The sequence below is a fragment of the uncultured Marinobacter sp. genome (genome assembly GCF_963974375.1).
GTDB lineage: Bacteria > Pseudomonadota > Gammaproteobacteria > Pseudomonadales > Oleiphilaceae > Marinobacter.
In genome coordinates this window covers 1-12,138 of record NZ_CAXBDN010000122.1, presented here as the reverse complement: position 1 = coordinate 12,138, position 12,138 = coordinate 1, and the positions used below count along the sequence as shown (strand labels likewise).

Here is a 12,138-nt window from a genome sequence, read left to right as displayed (position 1 = left end):
GTATCGTTGCCCATCTGCTCACTCTCCAGATGACAACGTATTTCAGGACGGGACATTCGCAAAAAAAAAGCCGCCGCCGCAAACGCCGCTGAGCTCAAGCGTTAGAGCCACAAGGAGGTTGGTAGCATGGCTAGACAACTATCGGGGCGTTTGTGCCTGCGGTGGTTATCGTCATGGCATCGTTAATCGTACCAACAACGGTTTTAGCACGGTCAGAGATGCTCAAGGTTCCCCATGGTTTCCCTGTGACTTTTGTGTGGCAGAGCGTGGATAAACTAGATCCGCCGTCATTTCCACGCTCATATCGAGTCATGCTTCCCCAAGAGTACCCGACGTGGGTATCCTTTCCTCATTTCTTGCTGAATGTGGCGTTGGTAGGGACCATTGGATTCGTTACCTTCCGGATTCTTGGGCGAAGGAAAACAGCAAATGGTGGAACATGACCCAATTGCTCTAACCATGCCAGCCACGGCGACGTCTACTACATTGCGGCTGCGCCTCCATTCCGTAACCGCGCGTGCTGAGCGGCGTTAAATCAATAGTGATACCGGAGCTGGGCGATAAGCAAAGCGTCATCCGTGACCTTGTAAACTATTCGGTGTTCTTCGTTTATCCGGCGAGACCAGTACCCGGCAAGGCTGTGTTTGAGGGGTTCCGGTTTGCCAACACCTTCGAACGGTTCTCGCTTGGTCTCTTTGATCAGCTTGTTGATTCGGTTAAGAATCTTTTTGTCAGTTTTCTGCCAATACAGATAATCTTCCCAGGCATTCTCGGAGAAGATAAGTTTCATTCAAGAAGTTCCTTCTCTTGACCACCGCCTTTCTCCAGCTCGGCAGCGGATTCCAGCAAACGCCGTGCGTTTCTTGGTGCACGCAGGAGGTATGCAGTTTCTTGCAGCGCCTCGTAGTCCTCCAGGGAGATCATTACCACTGACTGCGACTTGCTCCGGGTGATGATCACAGGGGAATGGTCTTCACAGACCTGTTCCATGGTTTTTGCTAGATTGGTTCTGGCGGCTGTGTAGCTAATGGCATCCATATGGCCCCTCCTGTACAGGATGTTGAACATGGTCAGGATACCGTACGCCAAAGGATTTAACAATCGGCTGCACAGCGACCGATTTTCCGCCGCTTCAGTGGTTGCCTGCAGGCCGGAAACCCCGGGGGCGGCTCAGATGAATGTCCAGGCCAATACCCTGGTAATCTTGTTTCCCTGCTTCATCTCGATTTCCCGTATATCAACGGCACCGAGCTTACCAATCAGCTTCTTTGCAGGCTTAACATTGTCGGCTTTTGAAATCAGGCTGGTAAACCAGCGGCATTGAGTTGAATACACCTTGCTTTCTCTTATCAGCTTTTTCAGAAACAGCTGTTCACCCCCCTTGCACCAAAGCTCTGCTCCCAGCCCGCCAAAATTCAGAGCGGGGGATCCGATTTTTGCTTTTTGTTCACCGCGACTACGAGCCAGGTTATTGCGTTTAAGCTGGCTACCTTTAAGTGCTTCATCGAGCGAGGCATGGAAAGGTGGGTTGCATACGCTGACGTCAAAGAACTCCCCAGCCTGGATAATCCCTTCAAAAATGTGGTTTTTATCATGCTGCGTGCGCAGCGTGAAGCGTTCCTTGAGTGTGGGGTTGTTGGCGATAATCGTGGCCACGTTCTCGAGCGACGGAGTGCTAATGTCACTTCCGACACACTGCCAGCCGTAGATTTGGCAGGCCAGTAGCGGGTAGATTCCATTTGCTCCAGTCCCTATGTCGAGCAGCTTGATGTCGGGCTGTTCAAGCCCGGGCAAGTCCGCCATGTAATGGATATAGTCGGCTCTGCCCGGGATTGGAGGGCAAAGCGCACCCTCTGGAATATCCCAATCGATAATGTTGTAGTATCGGTTCAATAACGCAGCGTTGAGAGTTTTTACTGCCATTGGGTCTGCGAAATCGATGGAAAGATCGCCGTGTGCGTTCGGTTTCACATGAGGGGCTAGTGCTGGGTGGCTTTTTACGAGTGCCGGGAAGTCATAGCCCTGGTTGTGTAGATTCCTCGGGTGCAGACTCTTGCGAGCAGGTTTGGCCTGGCCTTTTTTACTTCGATGGAGGGTGCTCACAGTGATTTGCCCGAGGCCTGGAGGTGAGTAGAAGAAAGGGTCTGGCTTGGTCAGTGATTATAATCTTAATGTCTGTGATGGCCATTGACCCTGACCCTGCACCAGGTCGACCAGGAAATATATAGGGAGGCAGGATCAAATGACTTGCTGAAATCATGAGGTCAGGCGGTGGAATGGCTCAAGATCGGGCTTTTCTACAGCCTCGCCAGTCAAAAGGGAGATCATCATAATGCTCAAACAAGTGGGCGAAGTTGAGATTCAACTCAAGCACAGTGCTACGTGCCATTGTGGCATGGTGGAACTCGAGCTTGATCTGCCTGACGGACTTGTTGATCTGAAAAGGTGTAATTGTTCCATTTGCGCGCGCAAGGGAGCGGTTATGGCCTATGTGCCTTCGAGCGGTTTACGCATCATTAAAGGTGCAGAGCAGCTTAGGCTGTATCAGTTCAACACCCTGGTTGCAAAGCACTATTTTTGCTCGAACTGTGGCATCTACACCCACCATCAAACGCGCGCCAAGCCAGACGTGTATGGATTCAATGTTGGATGTCTGGCGGGCGTAAATCTCCATCAGATCGGTAATGTTCCGATCAGTGATGGTATTAACCATGAATCGGACCGGTAGCATAGAGCACTAACCAGATGATCCTGGGATGCAGTAAAAACCCCGGTTCAGGCCGAAGGGCTTTCAGCGCTGGTATCAGGCCAGCCGGAAAAACCAGCGCACTGACGGTGCCTGGCCTGGTGCAAGGTACCAGCAGTTAAACGGACTGGCGCAACCAAAAGTCACTGATGAAGAACCCGTGAGGGCGAAATCTTACCGAAAACCGAGAAAGGAAAGGATCACCAGGACGATAACCACTGCACCGACGATATAGACTATGTTGTTCATAACGAATCCATCCTGTTCACGATTACGAAATGGGGCTAGCGCCGCTTCCATGTGGCACACGATGTTACGTCCTGTACAGGCGACTCCTTTGCCTCATCTGTAGCAATAATGCGCTATTGCTTTCGTGGGGTCTGTTCGCTAGCGCACCAAGTGGCAAAAGGAATACCGGGGGAGTGTAATGACACAACGAAATATCCATGGGATAACGCTCGAGTGTCAGCAGGGAGATATTGCACAGCAGTCCGATGTGGAAGCCATCGTGAACGCGGCGAATGCGGAGCTGCGCATCGGTGGCGGGGTGGCTGGGGCCATTCATCGAGGCGCTGGTCCGGAGCTGGAAAGGGAATGTCGCCCGCTGGCGCCCATACGCCCGGGGGAAGCCGTGATCACCGGTGCGCACAATCTACCCAATCGCTATGTCATTCACTGCCTCGGCCCGATTTACGGAGTAGATGAGCCTTCCGGAGATCTGCTGGCTTCGTGCTATCGAAATGCGCTCCAGTTGGCAGAACAATACGGGATCACGTCTGTCGCTTTCCCGGCCTTGTCGACGGGGGCCTTTGGCTACCCAATGGAGCCGGCGGCAAGGGTCGCGTTCCGGACCGTGATTGATATGCTGCCTCGCCTGTCATCGGTCAAACGTATCCGTTTTACCCTGTTCAATGATGCGGATGTGCGTGTTCATGAAAGAGTGATTGACGAGTTAAGCGGGCCGGAGGATGCCGTCTGATCACAGAGGATTTACCGGCTCCGGCGAGGGTTCGGTAACCGTAAAGCGGGTGAGCCCCACCAACTGACCGGAATCGGTAATCACCCGTACCTGCCAACGGCCCGTCGGGTTGGTGGGGAAGTTTCGTTTGTGTGTCCAGGCCCGGTAACCTTCATCCCGGCCACCGCTGATGTCCAGGGTAATGCGATCCGTTTCTTTACCGTCCATAATCCACACATGGTGAATTTTCTCGCGCAGGCCGCGGGGAGCACGCACCGACGTCCAGGCGTACATACCCTCCTGATGTAAGCGATCGGCGGAAATACGGACGATGCTTTCGCCGGGTTCACGCTGCTCCCGATCGACATGCTGCGAAAGGGTAATCCCCGTCAAACGCAGCGCTGCCGGTGGAATCCACTCCCGTATCATCCAGGTGCCGACGACCATGGCGGTCAACATCAGCGCCATCATGGGGATGCGCCACCAGTAGCCATTGGGCAACAGCCCTCCCAGGCTGGGTAAGCTGAACAGCAACGCCAGGGCGAGCGCCAACCACAGGCTTTGGCCGGTGCTCAGGTGGAATATCAGCGGAATAACAACCAACAGCACGGCAAACAGCGTCAGGGCGTGATAGGCCACAAACAGCGAGCGGCGCGGCGCCAGCCATTTGTAGTAGATTGGGTCTACCAGCGACACCAAGGCACAGCCGACCAAAAGCAGAGTGAATCCCGCCTGGCCATGATCCCAGGTAGTCACCGCCAGGAAAAAAGGCAGGGTAAAGAACAGGCTTTCCTGATGGATCAGCTGGGTCGCAAAGCGCATCACCGCCGGTGGCATCTCATACCCGAAGCGCTTCAGGATCCCGGCGCGCAGCCAGTTTTCCAGCAGCAACCAGGCCCAGCCCGCCAGCATGATCAGCGCGATGACCTGGGCCAGAGATTCCTTGCGCTCTACCAGGAAAAAGCTGGCCAGGCCTGACACGAAACCAAATAGGGCAATCAGGCCGGGATGCCTTTTTACCAGTTCCACCAAACGCGATGCGTAATCGCGAATGGCCGGGCTGAGGGATATCATGGAGGGTGTATCCTGCGGTTAAAACCGGCGTTGATTGGCCAATTACCGGCCTGTAGACCGCCATAGTATCATCATCCCTGAGGCGAATAGGTGCTCGCTACAGGCAAGGACAAACACCCATGATTCTGAAAGAGCATATTGTGGTACTCACCGGTTCCGGGGTGAGCGCCGAAAGCGGCCTGGCCACGTTTCGGGACAATGGCGGTCTCTGGGAGCAGGAGAGTGTCTATGACGTGGCCACACCAGAGGCTTTTGAGCGGGATCCGCAACGGGTCCTGCGCTTTTACAATGAACGGCGTCGTCAGTTGCAAAATGCCCAACCCAATGCGGCTCACCTGGCGCTGGCGGAACTTGAGCGTCATCATCCGGTGACCATCGTGACCCAGAATGTGGACGATCTTCACGAACGCGCCGGTTCCAGCCGGATTATCCATTTGCACGGGGAGATTACCAAGGCCCGCAGCAGCGTGGATTCCGGGCTGGTTTATGACATCGGCTATAAAGCCATCGAGCTGGGAGAGCACTGCGAGAAGGGTAGCCAGCTTCGCCCCCATGTGGTCTGGTTCGGGGAGCTGGTCCCGATGATGGAACTGGCCGCAGAGGTAGTGGCCACCGCAGATCGGCTACTGGTGGTAGGGACTTCCTTACAGGTCTATCCCGCTGCCGGGCTGGCGAGGCTGGTGGATTTTGATGTACCTGTCACCGTTATCGACCCGGGAGAGCCGGCCCACCTTCCCGGCGCCACAGTCATTCGCCGCAAGGCCACGGAAGGGGTACCACAGTGGATAGCGCAGCACTTTCCTGATCAGGGCCCGCAAAGGTTCTGATAGAGCTTAAAGTTACCTGGGTCGTGAAGTCTGGTTCAGACAGGAGTCCGGAATGACCTACTCGATTGCAGTGATTGGCAGCGGCATGGCCGGGCTTGCGGCGGCCTATCGGGCGCGTTGTACCGGCCACGATGTCACCGTATTCGAAGCCTGCGCCGGCCATGGCATGGATGCCCACGCTCTCACGGTAGACGGCGGTCTGGTGGATGTCCCTCTGCGTGTCATGAGTGCTGACACCTGGCCCTGTGTGCTGCAGCTCGCGGAAGAGGTGGGGGTCGGTACCTTCGAGGTTCGCACTTATGCATCCTGTAGCTGGACCAACCGTGGCACCTGGTTTCGCAGCGCACAATTGCCCCTTGTGGGCTGGCCCTTCATCGGCTCCCTGCGGTATCTGAACTTTCGGGCGCTGCGCCTGGGCCGTGGCTTCTGGCAACTGGCGCGCCTGACCCGCAAGCTCGAACACGGGAATACCGATGTTACGCTGGGCGAGATTCTTGAGCACCAGGATTTCGATCCGCTGTTCTGGCGCGGTCTGGTGCTGCCCATCCTCACCACTATCTGCACCTGCGAGGAAAAACACCTGCTCAACTGGCCAGCCGCGCAACTGCTATCGCTGCTCCACGGCATTCTTCATGGCTCCGGACTCTGCCGTCTGCAGGGTGGAACTTCGGCCCTGGTCCAGGGCCTCGCCAAAGACCTGCCACTGTACAGCGGCAGCCCTGTGGCGCAGGTTGAAGCAAGTAATCAAGGGGTGAAGGTGTTTAACGAACGGGGTGACGGAGGGGTATTCGACCGGGTAATCGTGGCAACTCAGGCCAATCAGCTGAGCTTTCTGGATGACAGTCAGTTTGGTGATGAGCGGGCATTGCTGGATAACATAAGGTTCGATTCCGGTGAACTCTGGGTTCATCGGGACCCGCGCTTTATGCCCGCGAAAGAATCGGACTGGACCGCGTTGAATTTCCAGATGGACAAAGCGCTGGAAAAACCCACATTTACCGTCTGGGTCAATCAGGTTGAGCCGTCGCTTCAGGGCAGCGATCCGGTGTTCCAGACCTGGAATCCGCTGTTCGAGCCGGATCCGGACACCGTACTTGCCCGGGTGCCATTCGAGCGTGCCGTCGTTCACTCTGGTACCGGGCGGGTACACGATGCCCTCGGCCAGTGGCACTGCCAGCGCGGCCGCAAGGTTTTCTTTTGTGGGTCCTGGGCCTACGAAGGCGTGCCGCTGTTGGAATCCGCCGTCCGCTCTGCCAACGACGTGGTGGACGTCATCAATCAGTCCACGCAGAAACCGGATCCGGTTAATCCAGAGTCAGTTGCGCATAATACTCGCCATGTTTGACTCTTAAATAATTTTTCAGTTTATCATTGTTTTCCAGGAATCTTATTCCAAGATGTTGATCACCTGTTATCGACCTGTGAGCCCACTGTATCTCGCCACTCAGGTTTCCTAATTGATTAGAAGATAAATTGATTACTTGTCCTTTATTGAATTTTGCCTGAGTCTTGATCTGCGCACCGCCTCGTGAAATATCTTTTGTTATTGTTCTTTCAGAAAAATCTCCTTCGATAATTTTTAATACAATGTGCTCCGGAGCTCTTGGCGAACTTCGCATACCAAAAAGTATACTTTTCCTGGCTGACCCGGCTATAAGATAGGTAATCATGCCTCCCCAGAGCGCGCCCTTCAGGAACCCTATCAGGCCAGACTCAACAAGCGGCGCACTGCTGTCAAATGCAATGGTGGTGAGTATTTGAAAAATCATCATGAATACACCAAGGGCAACGCTGTTGAAAGCTGTATTCACGATCAGTTCACGCTTGTAATGAGTTCTTATTTCAAGGGCCCTGAGCACGACCAGTGAAATCGACGCATACATTGAAGAAACGACCATTCGGGCCAATACATTATCGTCAGATCGGTTCATGAGTTCGGTTGAAATATGAAAATATATGAATCCCAGTAAAGAAGAAAACATGAACGCAGACAGGTATTTGGAAAGGTCTGGCAGGGTTTTGTTAAAATAGAAAAACACCCCGGAAAACATGGATAAGCATGAGCATATAAAGGCACCGCTGGTCCAGGTCAGAAATCGTGCGTTTGTGAAGTACGAGATTTCAGTTTGGCGGTCAATGGAAATTATGGTGAAACTGGTCGTCAGCGCAGTTATGAAAAGTCCGGAAATTATACAGTAAATCATGATGTTGAAGTTTATAGATTTGGGCGTATCGCGGATACGCACCTGAAACCCTAACCGTGAAAAAGAATCGTACTGATCCCTTGGGTTTGAGTAGGTTTTTATAATGTGTCGGCATATGCATTCTGTTAAATATTGTTTTATTTTGCCAAGTTCGTCGTCTGTCTGTTTTTCTGATGCCGAGCCAAATTGAGATGGTAAAATATTGGCAATGTTTTCAATTTTGTCTTCAATATCCTTGATGTCTTTTATGAAAATATGCGCCGGAGAGAGTTCTTTTACAATTTTAAGACAGTAAAAACAGAAAATGAGATCGTGTACCGTTGGTAAATGTACGGAATTTTCTTCTGTCTGGTCAGACCATTTCTCAAAAGCACCGAGCCAGAATGTTTTGTTAGGTCCAGACAACTTTTCCGATATTATGACTTTCAGCTCTCGTTCATAGTGGCTGTTTATGGTGATCTTGTTGTTTATTAGTATCTGGTGCATTACGTCTTCGACCGCCCTGGGTATCCTTGCCCAGTCGTGTAAATTTTTACGCCACTCCTCATCTCGGTTCTGCACCGTAGAAATCTTGAGAGTTCCTATTGCGAGCGCTGCAGATAACGAAAAATATTGATAATCAGCCGACGCTTCCAAAAGTGGGTTGTCGAAGGCCGGGAAAAGCACCTTCAATAAATCCGGTACCAGAAACAATGCCAGGGAATAAATAGAGAACGAGAGAAAGTAAATTAATCGGAACGTTGAGTATCGCTTTTGATCGATATAATCTTCCGGTTGCCCGCTGAAGTTTAGAGATTCGGTTTTTGGCCATTTGTTGAAACGTTTATTGCAGAACAGAAACAGTATGAAAAGGCCCAGCAGAACATCCAGCGGCGTGGTCAACAATTGAAGAAAAGCAGGAAGTGTGTCTTGAGCGTCCATGATCTGGTCCTCGTACTGTTCCGAATCTGCTCTGCATAGATCTCTCAACCTGCTCGTTGAACCAAAACGATACTACCTATGGCAGCGCATGCAGCCTGGTAAACTTTATGTTAGTTGAAGAAAAGTCGCCCCACCACTTTGTTGGCAAAGCCGGGATGACGGGCAGTACCGGGTTCGAACCCGCTGGATCAAAGTAACCGTTGTGCCTCGGCACTTGCCTCGAGGCGTTTCTGCTCCTGCTTCAGCATCATCCCGATATTTCTCAGTTCCTTTATCTTGGCGGCGACGGCGTCTCTTTTTTCCGCCATCAGACTGGCACCCTGTTCACAGTCGATGCGATTGCTTCGCACGGCGTTGAGCAGATCACGGATTTCGCCCAGGGAGAAACCCAGGTCCTTGAGTTGCCGCACCATCTGTACCCGTTGCACGGCCTGTTCCGGATAGTCCCGATAGTTATTAGCCTGGCGGCTTACTTCCACCAGCAGTCCGGCCTTTTCGTAATAGCGCAGGGTATGGCGGCTGACACCGGTTCGTCGTTCCAGTTCGGCGATGTGCATGATGACAACTCCAGGGTATTGACCTTAGAGCTTACTCTATACCTTATCGTCACAGCTCACTCAATCGTAAGGAGCTTGTGATGACGATTCTGATCAGCGGAGCCACGGGTTTTATTGGCCGATACCTGTGCGCCCGATTGACGGCAGACCAGCACCCGGTGCTGGCCCTGATGCGCCGGCCTGAACAGCTTCCCGTCCTGCGCAAAAAAGTCGATGCCCTGGGGGGACAAGGCAATCTGGTGGAGGCCTTGGCTGGAGACCTGGATCAGCCTCCGGAATTGCTGTTCCGGGGGCTGCCGGAGGTTGACGCCATTGTTCATTTGGGTGCCCGGTTTGGCTGGCAACTGGATCAGGAAGAAGCCCGGGCCACTAACGTGACCGGAAGCCTGGCGATAGCGGAACTGGCTCGTCACCTGGGTCGCCGGCTGGTATTCGTGAGCGGCTTCATGCTGGAAAATCATGCCCATCTCAGGGCATTGGGTATCGACCTGGAGCAGCCGGAGAAAACCGGATGGGATCAGGTGTACCGTCGCGCCGGTACTTACGAAGCCAGCAAGCTGGAAGCTGCTTTTCGGGTGAGGGCCATGGTGGAGCAAGGGCTTGATCTGGTGGAGGTGCAGCCGGCTACCGTGGCGGGAAACAGCCTCAGCGGCGAGCTGGATCCGGCGCAGCCGCTCTATCAATTGATCGATAACCTGGCACAGGGCCGTCTGGCCATGATACCCGGCACTGCGGACCACTGGTTGCCACTGGTAGCGGTGGACCATCTGGCCGCATTGATTGCCCGTGCGACACTGGTTGAGAACCCTCCGGCCCGGCTTCTGGCTCTGGATCCGGATACCCCGCCACTTCTTCCCTTGCTAGCACAGGTCGCCCAGGTGTTGGGTAAACGTCCGCCAAAGCGCTACTTGCCCATTCCGGTACTCAGCTTCCTTCTGCGGATGCCCGGTCTGAGCCGGCTAATGAATACCTACCCGGAAGCGCTGCACTTTATCCAGACAACGCGTTTTGATACCACGGCGACGGATGCATTTTCCAAAGCGGAGGGATTGGTTGCTCCGGATATGAACCGCGTTATTCAGGCGAACGCCGAGTTTTACAGGAAAAAATGTTAGTGGATCGGACCAGCCTGGCGTTTCACAAGATGAAGAAATTTGATGTTGCGGACCTGGAGAAGGCCTATGACGAGAACTAAGTCTGAACTACATAGCCGGTGACGAGCAATAATTGGACGTAGCAAATAGTCGGTTGCGCTTTCGCTGATCCGATTTGATGATGTGTCTGAAAACGCATGACACGAAGTCCTTGCGAGAATCAGTCAAAGCGAATATCGCCGGAGGCGAAGTCTTGCGTGAAAAACAGATTATGCCAGTGGAAATTCAGGTGGCCGAAACGGCAGAGCAGTTTGACGACGCCGGTGGGCTGATCCGGGCCTATGCCGATTTTCTGGGCCACGATCTTGAATTTCAGGGTTTCACGGCGGAGTTGGCGTCACTGCCAGAGATGTATGGCCCTCCCGGGGGCGCGATGCTGGTAGCGCGAATTGAAGGCCTGGCCGTCGGTGTCGTTGGACTCCGTCACTATGAGCCCCATGTCGCCGAGATGAAGCGCATGTATGTTCTGGGGGAGTACAGCGGTATGGGTATTGGCCGGGCATTAACGAAGGCTTTCCTGGAGAAGGCCAGGGAAATGGGCTATCACTCGGTGCTTCTGGACAGTATTCCTGAGCTGGATAAGGCATTGAAATTATACCGGAACATCGGGTTCAGGGAAATTGAGCCTTATCGGTACAACCCGCATCCGGATGCGGTTTTCATGGAGTATAAGATCTTCTGATTTACTGGCACAAAAACAGGCCGGGACATATCGACGTGCTGCCCCGGATGTGGCGCTGACCGCGTTGCAGTTCCGTTTAGTCCAGTAACGCCACGGATTTGATCAGGGCATACAGGTTTTGACCGGCCTGCAGGCCTAGCTGGCTGACGGCACGTGGCGTCACTTCTGCCATTAGCAGCTGATTTTCTGCGGTGCGGCAGGCCACCAGGGTGCGGTGGTTGGTGGGCGGGTGGATGCATTCAATGGTCACCCGCAGGTGGTTCTGAATACTGATGTGCTGGGGGTCGATCAGGGACAGGCTGACGTCACGGGCCAGAATGCGCAGCCGGATGGGTGTTTGTTCCTTCACCGAATCTGCACTGGGCACCCACAGTCGCGCCTGTGGAGGTCCGAATGGGCGGATTCCGTCCCCGTCGGATTCACCCAGGCTGCCCACCAGTACCGAGGCGGCACCGGCGTCCTCGAACAGCGGCGAGTCCGGGCGGGCCAGGGCTTGCTGCAGGGATTCGATCTGCTGAATCTGCCCGTCTTTTATAAACACCACCCGATCCGCCAGCCGCTCAACCTCGTCCGGGGCGTGGCTGACCATGATAATCGGCACGCCGGACTCCGCCGCCATGCGGGATAAAAACGGCATGATTTCCCGTTTGGTCTGGGTATCCAGTGCCGCCATGGGTTCGTCCAGCAACAGCAGTTGCGGGCTGATCAGCAGCGCACGGCCCAGGGACACCCGCTGGCGCTGGCCGCCGGATAACTGGTCGATACGCCGTTCCAGCAGATCGTCGATGCCCAGCATGGCGGTGACTGCCGGTGGGTGCAGGCGCTGCAGAGGCCTGGGTGTGCGGCGATAGCCGTAGAGCAGATTGTCCCGTACCGACAGGTGAGGCAACAGGCTGTGCTCCTGAAACACCAGGCCAATGCGCCGTTTATGCAGGGGCACAAATTGACGGGCCTGTTGCCAATGCTGATCACCAAACTGCACTGTGGCACCCGGAACCCGCTCAAGGCCGTCAAT

The 12,138-nt window shown here is 54.2% G+C and carries 13 protein-coding genes; 6 read left to right on the top strand and 7 right to left on the bottom strand.

Features of this window, described 5'->3' with window-relative positions:
• Positions 1-535 precede the first annotated feature (535 nt).
• The 3 genes from AAC035_RS11655 to rlmF form a co-directional block, all read right to left on the bottom strand.
• Positions 536-790: a Txe/YoeB family addiction module toxin gene (locus tag AAC035_RS11655; RefSeq protein ID WP_008938367.1), complete on the bottom strand. Its 255-nt coding sequence runs from the start codon at positions 788-790 to the stop codon at positions 536-538.
• Positions 787-1,038: a type II toxin-antitoxin system prevent-host-death family antitoxin gene (locus tag AAC035_RS11650; protein WP_339804202.1), complete on the bottom strand. Its 252-nt coding sequence runs from the start codon at positions 1,036-1,038 to the stop codon at positions 787-789. The genes AAC035_RS11655 and AAC035_RS11650 overlap by 4 nt, the downstream gene beginning before the upstream one ends.
• Before the next feature lie 132 nt (positions 1,039-1,170).
• On the bottom strand, positions 1,171-2,103 hold the full coding sequence (gene rlmF / locus AAC035_RS11645) for a 23S rRNA (adenine(1618)-N(6))-methyltransferase RlmF (protein ID WP_339804199.1): 933 nt from the start codon (positions 2,101-2,103) through the stop codon (positions 1,171-1,173).
• A 229-nt stretch (positions 2,104-2,332) separates the two neighbouring features.
• On the opposite strand from rlmF, the gene AAC035_RS11640 reads away from it, so the two are divergent.
• Positions 2,333-2,728 carry a GFA family protein gene (locus AAC035_RS11640; RefSeq protein ID WP_339804196.1) on the top strand — a complete coding sequence of 132 codons (396 nt, stop codon included), beginning with the start codon at positions 2,333-2,335 and terminating at the stop codon, positions 2,726-2,728.
• Positions 2,729-3,173: 445 nt separating this feature from the next.
• Positions 3,174-3,725, top strand: a complete 552-nt coding sequence (locus tag AAC035_RS11635; protein WP_339804194.1) for a macro domain-containing protein — start codon at positions 3,174-3,176, stop codon at positions 3,723-3,725.
• Here the strand turns inward: AAC035_RS11635 and AAC035_RS11630 are convergent, their stop codons facing one another.
• Positions 3,726-4,778: a DUF5924 family protein gene (locus AAC035_RS11630; protein WP_339804191.1), complete on the bottom strand. Its 1,053-nt coding sequence runs from the start codon at positions 4,776-4,778 to the stop codon at positions 3,726-3,728.
• Positions 4,779-4,903: 125 nt separating this feature from the next.
• Here AAC035_RS11630 and AAC035_RS11625 point away from each other — a divergent pair, with 125 nt between their 5' ends.
• The gene (locus AAC035_RS11625; protein WP_339804204.1) at positions 4,904-5,605 is read left to right on the top strand and encodes an NAD-dependent deacylase; all 702 of its coding nucleotides are present in this window, start codon (positions 4,904-4,906) and stop codon (positions 5,603-5,605) included.
• 52 nt (positions 5,606-5,657) lie between these two features.
• Positions 5,658-6,950: an FAD-dependent oxidoreductase gene (locus tag AAC035_RS11620; protein ID WP_339804188.1), complete on the top strand. Its 1,293-nt coding sequence runs from the start codon at positions 5,658-5,660 to the stop codon at positions 6,948-6,950.
• On the opposite strand, the gene AAC035_RS11615 is transcribed toward AAC035_RS11620, so the two are convergent.
• Both AAC035_RS11615 and AAC035_RS11610 read right to left on the bottom strand, forming a co-directional pair.
• A complete protein-coding gene (locus tag AAC035_RS11615; protein ID WP_339804185.1) occupies positions 6,910-8,730 on the bottom strand; it encodes a PilZ domain-containing protein in 1,821 nt (606 codons plus the stop codon). The two genes, AAC035_RS11620 and AAC035_RS11615, sit on opposite strands and share 41 nt — an antisense overlap.
• 188 nt (positions 8,731-8,918) lie before the next feature.
• Positions 8,919-9,287: a MerR family transcriptional regulator gene (locus AAC035_RS11610; protein ID WP_339804182.1), complete on the bottom strand. Its 369-nt coding sequence runs from the start codon at positions 9,285-9,287 to the stop codon at positions 8,919-8,921.
• Positions 9,288-9,367: 80 nt separating this feature from the next.
• Here AAC035_RS11610 and AAC035_RS11605 point away from each other — a divergent pair, with 80 nt between their 5' ends.
• Positions 9,368-10,402 (top strand): NAD-dependent epimerase/dehydratase family protein, encoded by a 1,035-nt coding sequence (locus tag AAC035_RS11605; protein ID WP_339804180.1) that lies wholly within the window; start codon positions 9,368-9,370, stop codon positions 10,400-10,402.
• A 232-nt stretch (positions 10,403-10,634) separates the two neighbouring features.
• Positions 10,635-11,123, top strand: coding sequence for a GNAT family N-acetyltransferase (locus AAC035_RS11600; protein WP_339804178.1), 489 nt, complete (start codon positions 10,635-10,637; stop codon positions 11,121-11,123).
• Between the two features lie 76 nt (positions 11,124-11,199).
• Here the strand turns inward: AAC035_RS11600 and modC are convergent.
• Positions 11,200-12,138: molybdenum ABC transporter ATP-binding protein (gene modC, locus AAC035_RS11595; protein ID WP_339804176.1), on the bottom strand; the 939-nt coding region annotated here is incomplete at its 5' end.

Coding starts and splice junctions, on each gene's coding strand:
- AAC035_RS11655 (WP_008938367.1), bottom strand. CDS start 790: ATGAAACTTATCTTCTCCGAGAATGCCTGGGAAGATTATCTGTATTGG.
- AAC035_RS11650 (WP_339804202.1), bottom strand. CDS start 1,038: ATGGATGCCATTAGCTACACAGCCGCCAGAACCAATCTAGCAAAAACC.
- AAC035_RS11640 (WP_339804196.1), top strand. CDS start 2,333: ATGCTCAAACAAGTGGGCGAAGTTGAGATTCAACTCAAGCACAGTGCT.
- AAC035_RS11635 (WP_339804194.1), top strand. CDS start 3,174: ATGACACAACGAAATATCCATGGGATAACGCTCGAGTGTCAGCAGGGA.
- AAC035_RS11630 (WP_339804191.1), bottom strand. CDS start 4,778: ATGATATCCCTCAGCCCGGCCATTCGCGATTACGCATCGCGTTTGGTG.
- AAC035_RS11620 (WP_339804188.1), top strand. CDS start 5,658: ATGACCTACTCGATTGCAGTGATTGGCAGCGGCATGGCCGGGCTTGCG.
- AAC035_RS11615 (WP_339804185.1), bottom strand. CDS start 8,730: ATGGACGCTCAAGACACACTTCCTGCTTTTCTTCAATTGTTGACCACG.
- AAC035_RS11610 (WP_339804182.1), bottom strand. CDS start 9,287: ATGCACATCGCCGAACTGGAACGACGAACCGGTGTCAGCCGCCATACC.
- AAC035_RS11605 (WP_339804180.1), top strand. CDS start 9,368: ATGACGATTCTGATCAGCGGAGCCACGGGTTTTATTGGCCGATACCTG.